Raw genomic sequence first — 17035 nt, forward strand, 5'->3', positions numbered from 1 at the left:
AACGTATCATAAATGGAGTTTTTACCATGTTAGAGTTAGACAGCAACTCAAGCACAATGGATTATCAAGATACTGAATCAACTCATAATCCTATTGCCATCAAAAGCTTAGCTTCACTGGTGTACGGCCAGGAATACACAGCGCAAGCCGATTTACGTACGGTTTATCATGCCATTAGCGGTGAAGCGGTTTATCAGGTCGGCAGTCAGGGCATCGATACCCAAGCTGTAGTCAAGTATGCCAAACAAAAAGGCGCGACTATCGCCACATGGACCTTCCATCAACGTGCCAATGCACTGAAGCAAGTGGCACAGTATTTGATGGAGCGCAAAGAAGACTTTTATGAACTTGCCAAGGCAACCGGCTGTACCCGTAAAGATGCCTGGATTGATATTGAAGGCGGGATTGGCACCTTATATGCCTATTCGAGTTTGGTGCGTCGTGAACTGAGTGATGAAACAGCATGGGTCGAAGATGCCTGGATTCCTCTTTCTAAGCAAGGTAGCTTTGGCGCGAAACATATTCTGACGCCTAAAGCCGGTGTTGCCGTGCATATCAATGCCTTTAACTTTCCAATCTGGGGCATGCTGGAGAAAATCGCTCCTACGCTACTGGCAGGCGTACCCTGTATTGTCAAACCGGCAACAGAAGGTGCCGAGCTGACCCATGCCGTGGTCAAAGCCATTCACGAAAGCGGTTTCTTGCCAGAAGGTTCACTGCAGCTCATTTGCGGACAGGTTTATGATTTGTTTGATTATTTAAATCCTCAGGATACGGTCACCTTTACCGGTTCTGCATCAACCGGGCAAAAACTGCGTTCGCATCCACACTTAAATGCCTACTCGATTCCATTCACTATGGAAGCAGATTCGGTCAATAGTGCGATTTTGACGGCGCAAGCCAATGATGAAACGATTGATTTATTTGTTCGTGAAGTTTTCCGTGAAATGACCACTAAAGCCGGACAAAAATGCACCGCCATTCGTCGTGCCTTTGTTCCAGCCGAGCTGCTGGATACAGTACAAGACCGTCTGATTGAAAAACTGAAAAAAGTGGTTGTCGGTGATCCGGCTCAGGAAGGCGTGACAATGGGTGCTTTGGCCAGCGTCAAACAGAAACATGATGTCGCGGCAAAAGTTGAACAGCTCAGCCAGGATGCAGAAATTGTGTTCGGTAGTCACTTGCGTCAGGACTTTAAGATTCAAGTACAAAATACTGAGAAGTCCGCATGTTATCCACCAACAGTCTTGGTCTGCAAAGCACCGGCTCAGGCAGAGAATATTCATAGAATCGAAGCCTTTGGGCCTGTTGTCACTTTAATGCCATATAGTGACCTGGCTCAGCTGGCTGACCTGGTGGCACGTGGCGAAGGTAGCCTAGTCGCCTCCATCGTACGCAATACTGATGAAAATATTGAACAACTGCTCAGCAAAATTGCGCCATGGCATGGTCGTGTCCATATTCTGGATGCAGAAAGTGCCAAAGAAAGTACCGGACATGGTTCTCCATTACCTTTGCTGGTGCATGGTGGACCGGGACGTGCTGGTGGCGGTGAGGAGCTCGGTGGCTTACGTGCAGTGAAACATTATATGCAACGGACTGCAATTCAAGGTTCCCCGAATGCCATGACCCAAGTCGGTCATAGCTGGACGGCTGGTGCTCAGGTCTTTGAAGACCGTGTGCATCCATTCAAAAAATCATTTGATGAATTGCGTATCGGTGAGCGTTTACTGACTGCACGACGTAGCGTGACCGAAGCCGATCTGGTGAATTTCGGCTGCCTGAGCGGTGATCACTTTTATGCGCATATGGACAAAATTGCTGCGGCAGAATCACTGTTTGGTGAGCGCGTGGCCCATGGTTACTTTGTGGTATCTGCCGCGGCCGGTTTATTCGTCGAGGCTGCTCCAGGCCCGGTCATTGCCAACTATGGCATGGACAACTTGCGCTTTGTAGAGCCGGTGAAAATTGGCGATACCATTCAGGTAGAACTGACCTGTAAGCAGAAAACTCCAAAAGCACTGCGCGATCCGACACAGAAACCACATGGTGTCGTGGTCTGGGATATTAAAGTCAAAAATCAGCGCAATGAACTGGTCGCAACCTATGATATTTTGACCCTGGTTGAGCGCGGCTAAACATTTAAACTCAAAAAAGGAATCATTATGATTCCTTTTTTTTCAATTCAAATACTATTTGTATCTATTCTTAAAAAACAGATTGACGTCAATCCAATTAAACTTTAGATTGATCAAACGCGATACAAAATAAAAATAATATATAAATTAAAAGTATCAAATAAATATCTCAAACGATCAGCACAGGATGTTGCATGATGAATGATAAATCGCTAGACATAGACATGGTTGAAAGGACGATTCAACCGCCCAATCAAAGTTTTGAGCCTACACCGACAGAAACGGCCGTGCCGCTGTCTGAACAGATTGAACCACCACCGGAAAGCAGCACCTATCAATGGTATGTGGTGGTCATTTGTATGGTGGCTTACATTCTGTCATTTGTAGACCGTCAAATTTTATCCTTAATGATTGAACCGATTAAAGCCGATTTAATGCTAAGCGATACCCAGTTCAGCCTGTTACAGGGTCTAGCCTTCTCCTTGTTTTATGCCATTATGGGTCTGCCCATTGCCGCGCTGGCGGATCAAAAGTCCCGGATTAAAATTATTGCGACTGGGATTGCATTCTGGAGCCTCGCTACAGCGGCCTGTGGTCTCAGTAAAAACTTTATTCAAATGTTTATTGCACGTTTGAGTGTGGGTGCCGGTGAAGCTGCGCTTTCCCCTGCCTTTTATTCAATCGTTGCCGATTTATTTCCCAAAGATAAATTAGGCCGTGCACTCGGGGTATATGCGATTGGTGCCTTTATTGGTTCGGGTTTAGCTTTCCTGATTGGCGGCTATGTGATTGGCCTGCTAAAAGATGTCAGCTTCGTGGCTTTACCGCTCATTGGTGAAGTAAAAACCTGGCAACTTACCTTTATGATTGTGGGTCTACCAGGCGTATTGCTGGCCCTGCTGATGGTTTTGACGGTGCGTGAGCCTGCACGTAAGGGCATGAAAGTCGGTCAGGATGGTCAGGTCATTAAAGCCTCTTTCAAAAATTCGATCGGTTTTATCAAGACACATAAAAAGACCTTTTTCTGTCATTTTATCGGCTTTTCTTTTTACACCATGATGCTGTATTCGCTGCTGGGCTGGGCACCTGCCTATTACATGCGTAATTTCGGTCTGGATGCGAGTCAAACCGGTTATATCCTTGGGACGATTATTTTAGTGGCAAATACCTCTGGTGCCCTGTTCTGTGGCTGGCTGATCGACTTCTTTTCAAAGCGTGGCTATAGCGATGCTGCAATTCGTACCGGTGCCATTGGCTGTGCGGCGCTGATTATTCCGAGTGTGCTGTTTACTCAGGTCGATAATATGCAGCTTTCATTTGCGCTGATTTTTGTGGCGATGTTCTTCTCCACTTTCCCGATTCCTGCATCCGCTGCTGCTACGCAAATGCTGACACCAAACCAGTTACGAGCCCAGGTCTCTGCCAAGTTTCTGCTAATTTCAAATCTGATTGCCTTAGGCATCGGAACCACCGCAGTGGCGTTGATCACGGATAAATATTTTCAGAACACGATGATGGTTGGTAATTCTATTTCGATCGTCAATGCCATTGCCGGAGTGATTGGCTTCTTCTTGTTGTATAAGGGCTGTCAGTATTATCGTGAGAGTATGAAAGTCGAAAAACTGGCTGACTAAAATAGCTGGATATGAATCAGCCATCTTAAGCTTCACTGTGAAAGGCCTTTAATCCACATTAAAGGCCTTTTTTATATCCATTCCACAAGCTCAATTTTCAAGTTCTCAAATTTCAATTCTCCCTCCAACCTAGACAGGCTGGCTAAAAAAACGTATAACACCGTTTTAAATTTACAGGTGTGCACCGTTGAAACTTGTGCTTGCTCCCATGGAAGGCTTAACCGATCCGATTATGCGTGATGTGCTGACATCCGTAGGTAGCTTTGACTGGTGCGTGACCGAGTTTATCCGTGTCACCGACTCTATCCTGCCCGATCATGTTTATCACAGTTACTGCCCGGAACTGTTAAATGATGGCAAGACGGCGGCGGGTACGCCGGTACATGTGCAGTTTCTGGGAAATAATCCGGAAATGCTGGCAGCAAATGCAGCCAAAGTTGCCGCAATGGGCGCACCGGCGATTGACCTGAATTTTGGTTGTCCTGCGAAAACCGTGAACCGTCATCGCGGCGGTTCCGTTTTACTGGATGAACCCGAAGTGGTACATGAGTTAGTCAAAGCCGTGCGAGATGCAGTACCGGCGCATATTCCGGTGTCTGCGAAAATGCGTTTGGGTTATATGGATCGCAACTTTATGCTGGACAATGCCCATGCTATTGAAGATGCGGGAGCGTCTTGGGTCACCGTTCATGCGCGCACCAAAGCCGATGGCTATACCCCACCTGCTTTTTGGGACCAGTTACAACCGATCCGTGAAGCATTGAAAATTAATGTGATTGCCAATGGTGAAATCTGGAACAATACCGATGCCAAACAGTGTCGTCTGGAATCTGGCTGCGAAGACCTGATGATTGGCCGTGGTGCAGTGACCACACCCGACCTGACCCAATGTATCCGCCAAAATTCGGATGCACCTTTGATGAACTGGAATGAACTGCTGGAACTGCAAATTCGCTTTATCAATGGTCCCGCCAAAACTGAAATTGGCATGGTCGGTCGTTACAAACAATGGCTGGGCATGATGTCGAAACATTATCCTGAAGCCAAAGCCTTATGGGATGAAGTAAAGCGGATTAAAGTTCTTGCCGAGATTACCGAAAAACTGAAAGCTTCAACTATGTAAATGCAAAATCCTTTGAATGATTCAAAGGATTTTTTTGATTCTATAAATCATTTTAAGGCTGCTTATGCTGTTTTAAGCTTTCTACATGTTTCCGATTGGTTTTCCAGAATTTTTCTAAAAGCTCTTTTTCTAAACGCAGTTGTATCCGTTTTAATTTTGTTTCAGAAATCATCTGTTGATCAAAACTTTTCACATAATCGGTCCAAGCTGCGCCCCGAAATACCTCATTCGGCATTGGTGTTTTAAATACCGCATCCGGCATAAATACAATCACGGAATGCAAAAGATCTGGCTCCACAATATCAGTCAGTAATTGTTCCAGAACTTTGATGTGTTTATAGTTTTGATGAATCGGATTTTGAAATGTATAACTGTTTTTATAAATTTTCTGGGTCCATTGTTTCTGACGCGCGCTTGCAAAAATCCAGCCCTTATAGTTTTTGGTTTCAATCACAAAGATGCCATAAGGACTTAATAGCAGATGATCGATTTGTGTGGTGGCACCTGCTCCATCTGGAAGGGTCAAATCATTCAGCAGAATGTATTCAGGGTCTTTTAAATACAGTTTAACATGGGCAGCAACCGCAAATTCTCCTAATTTCCCTTTTAAAAATGGCTTAAATAATTTAAAAACAATCACGCCAAAGAACAGCAGAAAAATCCACCATACACTGGACCAGAGCGAACTTAATATCTGTAATGTGGAATGTTCAATATTCTAATTTTCATTTATTTTAAGACTTCGATCTTAATGCGTTCGCTCAATATTTAACAGAATTTCTTTTTTATCCAAACCACCGGCGAAGCCCACCAGCTTACCACTGCTGCCAATCACCCGATGACAGGGTGCAATAATCGAAATCGGGTTTTTCCCGTTGGCTGCACCCACGGCACGCACTGCTTTAACATTACCCACCTGCTCGGCAATATCGCGATAGCTTCGGGTCTGGCCATAAGGAATATTCAGCAGAGCCTGCCAGACTTTTTTCTGAAAATCGGTTCCGGCAAAGTCCAAAGGCAAGTCAAAAACATTGCGCTGACCAGCAAAATACTCCTGAAGCTGGCGTCTGGTTTCAATCAATAGCGGATGCTGCAGATCTTCCACCAAGGTCGCCAGTTTCACCCGATTCGGCTGTTCACAATCCCAAAGCACAGCTACCAGTGCGGTGTCATTCGCGACCAGTCGTAACTGACCGACTGGAGAATCCATATAGAGATAACTTAAGTTCATGCTTACACCCTGTCCCGGATCAGCGGAGTTTATTTTCTATTTTAACTCAGTTCACCGAGACAGGCTGAAACAAATTATGAAGAAGATACTTTCATCAGCACCAGACCGGAAATAATCAATACTGCAGCCAGCATACGCATGGCCGATGTCGGCTCACCCAGAACTAAAATCCCGATCAGAAATGAACCCACAGCCCCGATTCCGGTCCAGATCACGTAAGCTGTGCCTAATGGCAAAGTACGCATGGCATAGGCCAGTAAGGCAAAGCTGAGAATCATAAAGAAAATGGTGATGATACTTGGCGTTAATCGGGTAAATCCTTCGGACAATTTCATGGAATATGCCCAAACGATTTCAAAAACACCTGCGAATATAAGTGCAATCCAGGCCATGCAGCCCTCCTCTTTTATCTAAGAATCAGGCCGTCCTGACGATTTTTCCTGTGCATTTCAGCATGAAATAGACAAGGGAGGTCGTTCCTCCTACCTATAAAAAATTTTATAAAACCAGATTACGCACACCTGATTATTTTTACAAAACATGACTCTTAGAGATGCAACTTAACCTGATCTTACTCAAATCTTCAAGACATTTGTCGCTGCTGTTATTATGGTAGATATTCAAAATGATCATTCAGAAATAGCCCCTATGATCAGGCAAATTGAGCAACAACAATTTCACAAAAATAAGTGCAGCATATCAAGTTATACACATCCATTAAATTTAAATAACGAGCAAAGAGATTACACAATGAAATACAATTTTAAGACCTATTGATCACTTTTTATTTAACATGATTATGAACCTGTGATGAATAAACGACCCCTAAACAAGAGGGGTTGTAAGGTATAAAAAGAACCAGATTTGAGCTCTTTTTATACAAATTTCGTCTAAGGCATAATCAATCTGGCTACAAATGATTACATTTTACACAACATATCCATATGGTTACCCACATGGATATCTACACACTTATCCATAAAGTTATCCACATATTTATGTGCATACTACTTTTTAGCGATTAGAGTTGAACCTGACCGACTTTGGCTAATTCTGCACGCATTTCATCAATTACAGCTTTATAATCCGGCTTGCCAAAAATAGCAGATCCAGCGACAAACATATCCGCCCCCGCTTCGGCAATTGCACGAATATTGCTTGGGGTAACACCGCCATCGACTTCCAGCTGAATATCACGCCCTGAAGCATCGATCAGTTTACGGGCCTGACGCAGTTTATCCAAAGTCATCGGAATGAATTTCTGTCCACCAAAACCCGGGTTTACACTCATCAACAGAATTTGATCTACTTTATCTAATACATAATCCAGATAATGCAGCGGTGTGGCCGGGTTAAAGACTAAACCGGCTTTTGCACCACCCGATTTGATCAACTGTAAAGAACGGTCAATATGGTCAGATGCTTCCGGGTGGAAGGTAATGATATCGGCACCTGCTTCAAGGAAATCCCCGATCATACGATCTACCGGTTTCACCATCAAATGCACATCAATCGGGGCTTTGATCCCATAGTTTTTCAATGCCTTACAAACGCCTGCACCAAAAGTCAGATTCGGTACATAATGATTATCCATCACATCAAAATGAACAACATCTGCCCCTGCTGCCAAGACGTTCTCGACTTCTTCACCTAATCGGGCGAAATCGGCAGATAAAATTGAAGGTGCAATTAAATATGGCTTGGACATGGGAGAACCTGGCTAGCTAAAATTGGATTTTTCTCATTATAACAAATCCAGTCCGGCTACTGTGACCTTGATGTTGCAAGAATAAAACGCTGTGTAACGCTTTAAGGCTTATGAATGCCTTTCAATTTGGTTTAAAGTCCTGACAAGGATAAAAAGTTTAGAGGAGTAAGAATGCAAAGTACCGCCCAGATCCAGACTCAACAGGCGCAGCGCCTTGCCAAACGCCTGGCCAATCACTGGAAGCATAAGTTTACCATCGAAGAAACAGACCAGCAGTTCCTGATTCATTTTCCGAGTGCAGAGCTGATGTTAATTCCTCAGACTGAGCACTTGCTGGTGACCATCCAAAGTAGCGATGAATCTACCGATTTCGATAAACTGGAAAATGTGGTTCTGGATCATCTCATTCGCATGGGACAGGAAGATTTAACAGCAGACTGGCAAAGATAAGCGATAAAAAGCCCTGATGATCTTATATCTAGTAGGGCTTTTTTATATGAATAATGTTAAATTTAAGGCTGAAGCTGTACCGCATGAAACTGTAGATGGTCATCCATAAAACTTTGAATAAAGTAATAGCCATGATCATAACCCTGATGTTCACGCAAGGTCAGCGGCTGGTTCACGGCATCACAGGCCTGCTGGAACAGCGCCGGATTCAGCTGGCTATAGAACTGGTCTGAAAAACCCTGATCAATCAGGATGTCAGCGAATAAAGCCCCTTTCTCTTTAACCAGTGCAGTCGCATCATGCTTGAGCCATTCTTCACGGTTTTCACCCAGATAATTCGAGAAAGCTTTGTCTCCCCAAGGACATTGGCTTGGTGCACAGATCGGTGCAAAAGCCGAAACTGAACTAAATTTTTCTGGATATTTAAAAGCCAGAGTCAATGCACCATGTCCGCCCATACTGTGACCGAATATGCCGATCTTGCCCGGCTGAATCACAAACTCTTCTGTGACCAGTGCATAGAGTTCATCGACGATGAAGCTTTCCATCTGATAATGTTCAGCCCACGGCGCTTCGGTGGCATTGATATAAAAACCTGCTCCCTGACCGATATCCCAGTGATCGCCTTCTGCCACAGCTTCACCGCGTGGCGATGTATCCGGTGTGATTAAAATCAGGCCCAATTGTGCTGCCAGACGCTGCGCATGTGCCTTAATCGCAAAGGTTTCCTCGGTACAGGTCAAGCCTGCCAGATAAAACAATGCCGGACAGCTATGACCTTCTAGGGCTTGAGGCGGCAGATAAATACCAAATTTGGTGGATGTTTTCAGTACTTTCGAATCAAAGCGATAAATCCGCTGTTCACCTTCAAAGCTTCTATTGTTCTGTACGAGTTCCATGGCATATTCCTTATGATTGCAGCATATCTGCTGATGACATTGATCTAAGGTGATTGTGTCATTGTACTGGTTTGCGGAAATAAACGTTGTTCCAGCTGTGGCAACATCAATTGCATATTCTTGCCAATCACCCATTGCGGCTCTGAAGGCTCGAAGCCTTGCGCTGATTCCCATTTTGCTACGGTATCTCTGGCCTGTTCGAACGCGGCTTGCAGACTGCTATTTTCACGCATCGCTTCATCAAAGAATGCACGGCCAAAATAGGTATAATCCGCTTCATTGGAGCAGCCAAAAGACTGACGGTCAGCTGCCGAAGCCGTAACCACCAGGGTATTGTCATTCTGCAGGGCCGAAGCAAAGCTGCCGGAAAAACAGGCCGAGATCACAATCACACGCCAGCGAATGCCTGCTGCATCCAGTGTTTCACGTAACCATTTTGGATCGACCTGGGCCAAATCCAGCGGCGCATTTTCCATTTCAAACACATTTGGCAGACCATGAGAGGTCATATATAAAAATAACACATCACTTTCACGGTTCATCTGCTGGCCCATACGGCGCAATGCCAGTTCCATACTGGTTTTGGAGGCAATCGGCAGGGTGGTACGTGTCGCCGGATGATTGACCAAAGCAATAGAACGGCCATAAGTGCCAAAACGGGTATCAAACTGCTCTTTAATCCGCTCGATTTCAGAATGAAATACATCCTGATAACTTGCGCCAGCCACGCCCATAAAATACCAGTGCGATTGGGCAAATTCACCGTATTCGATATTTTCCAGGGCTTTATTCAGCAAAATTGGCTGCGCATAAAATGCATCTTCGGCAAAGCTCGGTGGAATTTCTTCGACTTTCCAGATCGGTTGATCTTTGACTGAAATTTGCCAGACCACCAGGGTAAACAAGGTCGCCAGCATAATCAGCGCACGTTCCCACCACGGCCATTTTAATTCACGTGAAATTACCCAGACCACAGCCAGACTTTGCCAGACAAATAACATGACAAACAGGGTCGGAATATAGTCATAGAGGATATAAGGCAGATAGTCCAGATCGCCCAGATATTGAATCAGGCACTGGAACAGCATGATATGAGTATCTAAAACCAGCCATAACAATGCCGGCACCAGCATCAAACGCAGGTTATTGATCCGTTGCGACAGAAAGATACCCACAATCAGCGCAATAAAAGGCCAAAGTGCATAACTAATCAGACCTTGAGAGTTAAAATCTCCCATACGGCCTGAACTGAGCCAGCTAAATAGGCTGTTGGCACAACCACCCAGAATCCCCCAGAACACCAATTGCATGATCGATGGACGAACCAGTTGCAATGAACGCCGAGATCCCAGAAATAACCACATCCCGGCAATTTGGTTGCTCTTAAAATCGTGCCAAAAATTAATGGAGGGTTTAAAGTCGATCATAGAATTTCAAGGAGATCAGTGGCTCGCTAAGGTGCTGAATAAGTTTATGCTTGATAACGGTTTTATCAATGCCAATTGTTAAATATACAACAAATCCTTGCTTAATATTGAAACAATTATCTTATTCAGCCACAAGTTCATGCTGAAAATATGCATCAAAACGGCAGGCATCACCCTGCCATTGATGATGAGGTTCTTTTTCTGCCAAAAACACCGCCAGACGTGGACGTTTGACCACCACACGTTTGGCAATTTTTTGCGCCAATTCCAACAGGTTATCTCCCAGATCCATTTCGCCATCTTCAGGCAAAAGCATGTGCAAGAGCTGCATCTGTTTTTTGACTTGCGCCTGTTTCTTAACCGCCTGCTGGTTCTGATCCCGCTGCGGGAACATCGGATCCAGATAGACCACATCTACAGTTCGATGCTGCTCGGCTTGCTGCTTCAGATAATCGGCTGAATCAGAAAAGACCAGTTGAATCCGTGATACGACTTGACTCAGGAATGCATCAGATTGTGCACGGGTATGGGTATCTTCAAGTAAAGTAAATAATATGGGATGTCGTTCGACCAGCGTGACTTGGGCACCTAAATGCGCCATCAATAAACTGTCATGTCCCAGACCCGCGGTGGCATCGATCAAGCTCGGTTTCTCGGCTAAATGACAGGCACGTGCAATCATTTCAGATTTTAAAGATGCACGTTTTAAACGTCCGGTCTCGGCTTGCCAGTCCGGTTGCATTTTCATGCCATGGGCACAAAGCCAAAGTCCATTCTCATCCACACATAAGGCCAGTTCAGGATTCAGACGAAAGAAACGTGCATTGAGTTTTTCAACCGTTTCAATTTCGACCTGCACCCCACGAGAAGAAAGCACAGCCCCGAAGTGCTGTGCTTTCTGTTGATCGTCAGATTCGGCATATAAGCGAATCGCGCTTACCATAATTTCCAACCTGTATAGGCAAATAATAAAATCAGCAGACCCGAAGCAATACGATACCAGGCAAAGATCATAAAGTCGCGTTTAGCGACATAAGCCACCAGCGCGCGGATGAGTAACAGTGCCGAAATAAAAGAAACCAGAAGCCCGACCCCGATCACGGCCCAGTCTTCAGTAGTATTTAGCACATCATAACTTTGATAAAGATCCAGCAGGCCGGCACCAATAATGACCGGAATACCCAGAAAGAATGAAAATTCAGTCGCGGCCTTACGTGATACACCTAAAAACATCGCACCGATAATGGTCGCACCTGAACGAGAGGTTCCCGGAATCAAGGACAAGACCTGAATCAGACCAATCCAGATGGCATCTTTAATACTGAGATCTTCAACTTCATGTGCACGAACTTGAGGCGGATGTTTTTCAATCCAGATAATGATCAGGCCACCCACAATCAAACCAATGGCAATGGCAATATCATTAAACAGAAACTGTTTGACCGTTTGCCCCAAGGTCAGTCCAATCAATATAATTGGAATCGAGGCCAAAATCAGGCCGATCCCTAAGCGACGACCCTGTGGCTCACCGCTGACAATTCCGGTTGCTGCTCCCCAAAGACGGGCCCAATATTCATAAATTACCGCTGCAATGGCACCCATTTGAATGGCAATGACGAATACATCACTCTTTTCCTTGGTCCAGAAATTCATTAATTCTGATGCCAAAATTAAATGGCCAGTACTGGAAATCGGCAAAAATTCGGTAATACCTTCGATAATACCCATGATTGCCGCTTTGAGTAGCAGTAAAAGATCCATGCTTTATCCTAATTAATTATGCTTTGCCTTGTTCAGGAATTTTTTTCCACGCGTTATCACGTAAATACACCGGCAGCGCCAATTCTGCACTGACCCAGTTTTCTGTGTGTGCTGCTGCACGTGCGATGCTGGCAATATCCTGTGCGGTCGCATGCACATTTTTATACATTGAAGCTTCAGTTTGTACCAGCTCAGCACCAGAGCCCACCGGCGTAAACCGAACAGCCTGACTGCCTTCGGCATAACTTAATAATTGTTCTTCATCGACCGGCTGCATGATCCCCTCTGCATCCAGTTGATAGCTCGCGATATAAACTTCGCTCATGCGTGCATCTAACACGGCAGAAACTTTAGTCAGACCATGTACACGGTAAGCTGCCTGCGCCAAGGCCTGTAAAGTCGACACCGGAATCACCGGCACATCATTTGACCAGGCCAGCGCCTGCGTGACTGCGGCATTAATCCGCACCCCGCTAAAAGAACCCGGACCACGACTAAAGGCAACCGCGGTCAAATCAGCAATGCTGAGCCCAAGATCTTGCAAACCTTGCTCAATCATCGGGAGAATTGTTTGCGTTTGTGCCTTGGCGCGCGTATCAAGTTGAAAAAATAGTTCTTGAGTATCATCAATCACAGAAACGGAACACTGCTCGTTGGCAGTCTCCAATGCCAGCACTTTCATGCACAACCTTAATTCAGAGAATATAAAAAACGCGGATATGATACTCCACTCATATCCGCTACGCGAGATTTTCCCGAAACAGATACAAAAATGCCTAGAAAATCTAGGCTTATGCTTCGGGTAATCGAATCGTGCTTTAGAGTTGCACTTCTTCTAAGTCCTGAAATTTCTGAAAATGTTCAGCATAATGCATGGCGCTCATTGTCAGTTTTTGAATGCTGTCTTCATCCAGGGTTTTCACCACTTTACCCGGCGAGCCCATCACCACCGAATTGTCTGGAATCACCTTGCCTTCAGGAATCAGCGCATTGGCCCCGATAATACAATTCTTGCCAATCACGGCATTGTTCAAAATCACGGCCTGAATCCCGATCAGACTATTATCACCAATGGTGCAGCCATGCAGCATGGCCTGATGCCCAATGGTCACATAATTGCCGATCTGCATTTCAATGCCGGCATCAGTATGCAGCACGGCATTTTCCTGCACATTGCTAAAGTCACCCAATTTGATTTTACTGTTATCTGCTCTTACCACCGCGCCAAACCAGACACTGACTTGTCGTCCGAGTTCCACCTGTCCAATCACGGTTGCCGTCGGTGCCACCCAACCATCCCAAGGCTGATGTGTCGCGGTGGGAATGTGTCCCTGAAATTTATACAACATTGATAAAATCCTGTTCAATGGTTAAAAAAATTTGGAGCGTTTAAAACTTGGTGAATTGAGCAGGAATGGCCAGTCTTTTTTATAATCCAATCCATACTGGAACAAAGAAATCAGCATACGTGCCGTCAATCCCCAGACCACTTCATTTTCTACCCGCATACTTGGAAAATATAAAGATTGCTGGGCAAAGCGGACTTCATAAGGTGTGGGCGTGGCTTCAAGCAAATGTTGCAATGAGGCAAAGAAAATCCGGTCGATTTCCGTTGGTTGCGGAATCAGCTGCACTTGCGGCGGAATCAGCCCCACAATCGGCTTAACCAGCATGCCATTACGGGCTTTCTGCATGGGCAAGTCCCCCATCAGCTGCACATCAAAGGGATTTAATGCCGTTTCCTCATAGGCTTCTCTTAAAGCCACGACAATATTGCTGGTATCTTGTGGATCGCGCTTGCCACCCGGAAACGAAACCTCTCCGGCATGATTATTCAAATAGGCCGAACGGCGGGTCAGCAATACTTTGGGATCAGCTTCATCGGTGATCGCAATCAACACGGCAGCATGCGCAGATCGAATACGCCTGGAAAAGCGTAATCGTTGCTGCAACTTTTGTGTCAACTCACGCGCATCCATTCTTTCAGCCCTAGCCATGATCATAATTTCATCATAGCTGATTTTTGATTCAGCGGGATAGAAATGATGCCAAATTTTGATTTTTCAGTTATCCTGAGCTTACTTTTATCATTGATGATGAATATGAACTTCTGTGTGAATTGTGGACATAAAACGACCGAAAAAATTCCTTTGGGCGACCAACAAATCCGCAGCGTGTGTAATTCATGTGGCTCTATTCATTATATTAATCCAAAAGTCATTTGTGGCGCGCTGGTACTCTGGGACAATAAAGTCCTGCTGTGCCGCCGCGCCATTGAACCGCGTTACGGTTTATGGACTTTACCTGCCGGCTATATGGAACTGTTTGAAACCATGGAGCAAGGTGCTGCACGGGAAACCCGTGAAGAAGCTGAAGCCGAAGTGGAGATTGAGCAGTTGTACTGTATGTATAACATTCCGCGTATTGGCCAGATTTATGTGCTGTTCAAAGCCAATCTGATTGATGGAAAATTTGGTGCTGGTGAGGAAACCATCGAAGCACGTTTATTCGATGAAGCAGATATTCCGTGGACCGAGCTGGCTTTCCCAAGTGTAGAACATACACTAAGACATTATTTTGCAGACCGTAAAAATAATATTTTCCCGATGCATTTAGAAACCTTAGGTTCGCGTCTGGATCATACCGGTTAAATCCAATAGATTGAGCGCGCATAAAAAAATCCCATACGCAGATGGGATTTTTTTATTTATGGGACATTATGCTTTAGCTTTGACGCGATAACAATCTGCAAGTTTAAACTCAACAGACCCACCGCTTCGTTTGGCCAGACCAATATCGTCAGGCGTTTCATCCTCATTATTATTGTTATAAATTTTCTGGAAACTGGCATAGGTATTGGCCCATTGCACGCCGTCTCCGACCGAATTCAGGAAGGTGACCCGCCCATTCTGACCGGCAGCAGTATCCAGTACATTGGACAAATTCAGCAGAGCACCGCCAATCACAATCGAATCATTTGAATTTGGTGAAGACTGGATGCGTGAGTCGACCCCAACCAATGCACCATTCAAATCCCCTAATTTTACATTGGCCAAAATCAGACGCATCGAAACCGATTTATCACGAACAAATGCACGGCCTAAAGTTCCAAGTCGGTATTGCTGTACGCCATTCAATAATAAATTGTTATCAAGCACATCGCCCTCACAGCCTGTTGCTAGGTCGGTCGCAAGATTATTCTCAGATTGCATATTGGTTCGCACATCACCATTACTATCAATCACAATCCCCAAAGTGACTGGACTGACCGTCGTATCACTAAACTTAAACTCCAGATTGGCATACATCGGGAAGATATACTTCTCCCCACTGGCTACATTCTGCTCTGTTTTAAATACCGCACGATCCAGATAGCTGATTGGAAAAATTTTATATAAATCAACACTTCCATTATATTGATCACCATCCGCATCCAGACGCCATGCCCCTAAACTGGCTTGATCAGATGCATCCAGCTGTGTTTTTCCAGTGACCATCTTATAGAAAGCTTCTTTACCCGCAATTACATAATCATTCAGCAAACTACCCCGATACAGTTCAAGTGGCGTAGCGTTATTTGCGACATTTAAACGATAAGGTGCATTAATCGTTTTGCTGGTAGGATGAATCCATGAACTTTGCGGATCGGCCGTCATTTGTGCAGGTTTCACATTACGAATGAGTTCAGCATTAATTCCACCCAGTGAAGATAGATTTTTTGCGGGCAGTTTTAACTGGCTATCACGCCATTGCAGGCCACTGCCAAAGGTATAACCCTGACGGTCTGTGATTAGCATAAAATGACCAAATAGATGTTTGGTAGTCTGATCTTTAATATCACAAGGTGTTTTATTGCATCCCACCAGTCCATCTGAACCCGACTGGATGCTACCAATCACACCAGAGGTTGAAAATAGTGAAAATTCCGGCTGATAAACCGCGGCATTGGCAATGGTTACCAGTTTTTTCACTGTAGCAAAAGCAGCTTCATCAGAAATCTGGTCAACATCGATAAAATCCTTAATTTTTGTGGCGAAGCTAGCATCCGTCAGACTGATATTTCCACTCACTTTAGCCAAGTCTTTACGCATTTCTTCGGTAATATACAAAGGCTGCACATCCGTTGGATTCACAATACGGCCTTCTTGTATCGCCAGAGCTTGCAGAATTTTCACCAGACGCATGGCAACCTGAACTGTAGGATCATTCTGATCTAAGTTATTTACCTGACGTCCAGTAATTCCTTTTGCAATATCGACCACACTTAAACGTGGGAGCTGAGTCTGGGTACTAAAGGTGGCATAATCGCTCAGCTTAAGTTTGCCGAGAGTAATTTTGCTTGAACTAAAACTCTGAATATAAAATTCAACCTCATCCGTCTTTTGACAGGTTCCGGATGCCACGCCAGCATTACTATCAAATAGAGTAATGAAGGTATTTTCTTTATCGCCACTACAATTAAAATTCAAGCCATCCAGCGGATATTCAAGCCCCCATTCCACACAATTATCTGTCCCTGCTGTACAGGTTCCATTGGTCGTGGCTTCATTATTTTTTTCTGGAATCACATTGGCACTCTCCCCACCACATCCTGCGAGTGCAGCCAAAAGTGTAGTTAAAGCAAATGGATATAATATTTTATTTTTCATCTTGTTATACTCGAA

Annotated in this window: 17 protein-coding genes; 5 read left to right on the forward strand and 12 right to left on the reverse strand. The window is 44.8% G+C overall.

Annotation, left to right across the window (positions count from 1 at the left end):
* Positions 1–26: 26 nt before the first annotated feature.
* The 3 genes from paaZ to CWI32_RS04505 all read left to right on the forward strand — a co-directional run bounded on the left by paaZ (position 27) and on the right by CWI32_RS04505 (position 4895).
* Complete coding sequence (gene paaZ, locus CWI32_RS04495) at positions 27–2138, forward strand: phenylacetic acid degradation bifunctional protein PaaZ (RefSeq protein WP_100534725.1); 2112 nt, start codon at positions 27–29, stop codon at positions 2136–2138.
* Between the two features lie 194 nt (positions 2139–2332).
* Positions 2333–3772: a spinster family MFS transporter gene (locus tag CWI32_RS04500; protein ID WP_005172468.1), complete on the forward strand. Its 1440-nt coding sequence runs from the start codon at positions 2333–2335 to the stop codon at positions 3770–3772.
* A 187-nt stretch (positions 3773–3959) separates the two neighbouring features.
* Complete coding sequence (locus tag CWI32_RS04505; RefSeq protein WP_180050636.1) at positions 3960–4895, forward strand: tRNA dihydrouridine synthase; 936 nt, start codon at positions 3960–3962, stop codon at positions 4893–4895.
* Between the two features lie 52 nt (positions 4896–4947).
* Here the strand turns inward: CWI32_RS04505 and CWI32_RS04510 are convergent, their stop codons facing one another.
* The 4 genes from CWI32_RS04510 to rpe form a co-directional block, all read right to left on the reverse strand.
* Positions 4948–5610, reverse strand: coding sequence for a nuclease-related domain-containing protein (locus tag CWI32_RS04510; protein ID WP_100534726.1), 663 nt, complete (start codon positions 5608–5610; stop codon positions 4948–4950).
* A 33-nt stretch (positions 5611–5643) separates the two neighbouring features.
* The gene (locus tag CWI32_RS04515) at positions 5644–6126 is read right to left on the reverse strand and encodes a methylated-DNA--[protein]-cysteine S-methyltransferase (RefSeq protein ID WP_100328961.1); all 483 of its coding nucleotides are present in this window, start codon (positions 6124–6126) and stop codon (positions 5644–5646) included.
* 74 nt (positions 6127–6200) lie between these two features.
* Entirely contained in the window at positions 6201–6518 is a 318-nt protein-coding gene (locus CWI32_RS04520) for a DMT family transporter (protein ID WP_005095886.1), read from the reverse strand.
* Positions 6519–7147: 629 nt separating this feature from the next.
* Positions 7148–7834 carry a ribulose-phosphate 3-epimerase gene (gene rpe, locus CWI32_RS04525; RefSeq protein WP_005172476.1) on the reverse strand — a complete coding sequence of 229 codons (687 nt, stop codon included), beginning with the start codon at positions 7832–7834 and terminating at the stop codon, positions 7148–7150.
* A gap of 171 nt (positions 7835–8005) precedes the next feature.
* Here rpe and CWI32_RS04530 point away from each other — a divergent pair, with 171 nt between their 5' ends.
* Positions 8006–8284 (forward strand): DUF2218 domain-containing protein, encoded by a 279-nt coding sequence (locus CWI32_RS04530; protein ID WP_005095882.1) that lies wholly within the window; start codon positions 8006–8008, stop codon positions 8282–8284.
* A 62-nt stretch (positions 8285–8346) separates the two neighbouring features.
* On the opposite strand, the gene fghA is transcribed toward CWI32_RS04530, so the two are convergent.
* The 7 genes from fghA to CWI32_RS04565 all read right to left on the reverse strand — a co-directional run bounded on the left by fghA (position 8347) and on the right by CWI32_RS04565 (position 14350).
* Positions 8347–9183, reverse strand: coding sequence for an S-formylglutathione hydrolase (gene fghA, locus CWI32_RS04535; protein ID WP_100534727.1), 837 nt, complete (start codon positions 9181–9183; stop codon positions 8347–8349).
* A gap of 44 nt (positions 9184–9227) precedes the next feature.
* Positions 9228–10610 carry a C13 family peptidase gene (locus CWI32_RS04540; RefSeq protein ID WP_100534728.1) on the reverse strand — a complete coding sequence of 461 codons (1383 nt, stop codon included), beginning with the start codon at positions 10608–10610 and terminating at the stop codon, positions 9228–9230.
* Positions 10611–10731: 121 nt separating this feature from the next.
* The gene (locus tag CWI32_RS04545) at positions 10732–11553 is read right to left on the reverse strand and encodes a class I SAM-dependent methyltransferase (protein ID WP_100328964.1); all 822 of its coding nucleotides are present in this window, start codon (positions 11551–11553) and stop codon (positions 10732–10734) included.
* Positions 11547–12371, reverse strand: coding sequence for an undecaprenyl-diphosphate phosphatase (locus CWI32_RS04550; protein WP_005095875.1), 825 nt, complete (start codon positions 12369–12371; stop codon positions 11547–11549). Before CWI32_RS04550 ends, CWI32_RS04545 begins: the two co-directional genes overlap by 7 nt.
* 16 nt (positions 12372–12387) lie before the next feature.
* A complete protein-coding gene (gene tsaB / locus CWI32_RS04555; RefSeq protein WP_100534729.1) occupies positions 12388–13053 on the reverse strand; it encodes a tRNA (adenosine(37)-N6)-threonylcarbamoyltransferase complex dimerization subunit type 1 TsaB in 666 nt (221 codons plus the stop codon).
* Between the two features lie 136 nt (positions 13054–13189).
* Positions 13190–13717 carry a gamma carbonic anhydrase family protein gene (locus tag CWI32_RS04560; protein WP_171304330.1) on the reverse strand — a complete coding sequence of 176 codons (528 nt, stop codon included), beginning with the start codon at positions 13715–13717 and terminating at the stop codon, positions 13190–13192.
* 24 nt (positions 13718–13741) lie between these two features.
* Positions 13742–14350, reverse strand: a complete 609-nt coding sequence (locus CWI32_RS04565) for an NUDIX hydrolase (protein ID WP_005095870.1) — start codon at positions 14348–14350, stop codon at positions 13742–13744.
* A gap of 123 nt (positions 14351–14473) precedes the next feature.
* Between CWI32_RS04565 and CWI32_RS04570 the strand changes: the two genes are divergently transcribed.
* Positions 14474–15022: an NUDIX hydrolase gene (locus tag CWI32_RS04570; protein ID WP_167381261.1), complete on the forward strand. Its 549-nt coding sequence runs from the start codon at positions 14474–14476 to the stop codon at positions 15020–15022.
* Between the two features lie 66 nt (positions 15023–15088).
* On the opposite strand, the gene filF is transcribed toward CWI32_RS04570, so the two are convergent.
* Complete coding sequence (filF, locus tag CWI32_RS04575) at positions 15089–17020, reverse strand: putative pilus system protein FilF (protein WP_100534731.1); 1932 nt, start codon at positions 17018–17020, stop codon at positions 15089–15091.
* Positions 17021–17035: the final 15 nt, after the last annotated feature.

The sequence above is a fragment of the Acinetobacter pseudolwoffii genome (genome assembly GCF_002803605.1).
GTDB classification, from domain to species: Bacteria; Pseudomonadota; Gammaproteobacteria; order Pseudomonadales; family Moraxellaceae; genus Acinetobacter; species Acinetobacter pseudolwoffii.

What these genes read in the sequence shown, in the direction of transcription:
- CWI32_RS04530 (WP_005095882.1), top strand. Translation starts at nt 8,006, where the DNA reads ATGCAAAGTACCGCCCAGATCCAGACTCAACAGGCGCAGCGCCTTGCC.
- filF (WP_100534731.1), bottom strand. Translation starts at nt 17,020, where the DNA reads ATGAAAAATAAAATATTATATCCATTTGCTTTAACTACACTTTTGGCT.
- fghA (WP_100534727.1), bottom strand. Translation starts at nt 9,183, where the DNA reads ATGGAACTCGTACAGAACAATAGAAGCTTTGAAGGTGAACAGCGGATT.
- CWI32_RS04550 (WP_005095875.1), bottom strand. Translation starts at nt 12,371, where the DNA reads ATGGATCTTTTACTGCTACTCAAAGCGGCAATCATGGGTATTATCGAA.
- CWI32_RS04570 (WP_167381261.1), top strand. Translation starts at nt 14,474, where the DNA reads ATGAACTTCTGTGTGAATTGTGGACATAAAACGACCGAAAAAATTCCT.
- CWI32_RS04515 (WP_100328961.1), bottom strand. Translation starts at nt 6,126, where the DNA reads ATGAACTTAAGTTATCTCTATATGGATTCTCCAGTCGGTCAGTTACGA.
- rpe (WP_005172476.1), bottom strand. Translation starts at nt 7,834, where the DNA reads ATGTCCAAGCCATATTTAATTGCACCTTCAATTTTATCTGCCGATTTC.
- CWI32_RS04500 (WP_005172468.1), top strand. Translation starts at nt 2,333, where the DNA reads ATGATGAATGATAAATCGCTAGACATAGACATGGTTGAAAGGACGATT.
- CWI32_RS04565 (WP_005095870.1), bottom strand. Translation starts at nt 14,350, where the DNA reads ATGGATGCGCGTGAGTTGACACAAAAGTTGCAGCAACGATTACGCTTT.
- tsaB (WP_100534729.1), bottom strand. Translation starts at nt 13,053, where the DNA reads ATGAAAGTGCTGGCATTGGAGACTGCCAACGAGCAGTGTTCCGTTTCT.
- CWI32_RS04540 (WP_100534728.1), bottom strand. Translation starts at nt 10,610, where the DNA reads ATGATCGACTTTAAACCCTCCATTAATTTTTGGCACGATTTTAAGAGC.
- paaZ (WP_100534725.1), top strand. Translation starts at nt 27, where the DNA reads ATGTTAGAGTTAGACAGCAACTCAAGCACAATGGATTATCAAGATACT.
- CWI32_RS04520 (WP_005095886.1), bottom strand. Translation starts at nt 6,518, where the DNA reads ATGGCCTGGATTGCACTTATATTCGCAGGTGTTTTTGAAATCGTTTGG.
- CWI32_RS04545 (WP_100328964.1), bottom strand. Translation starts at nt 11,553, where the DNA reads ATGGTAAGCGCGATTCGCTTATATGCCGAATCTGACGATCAACAGAAA.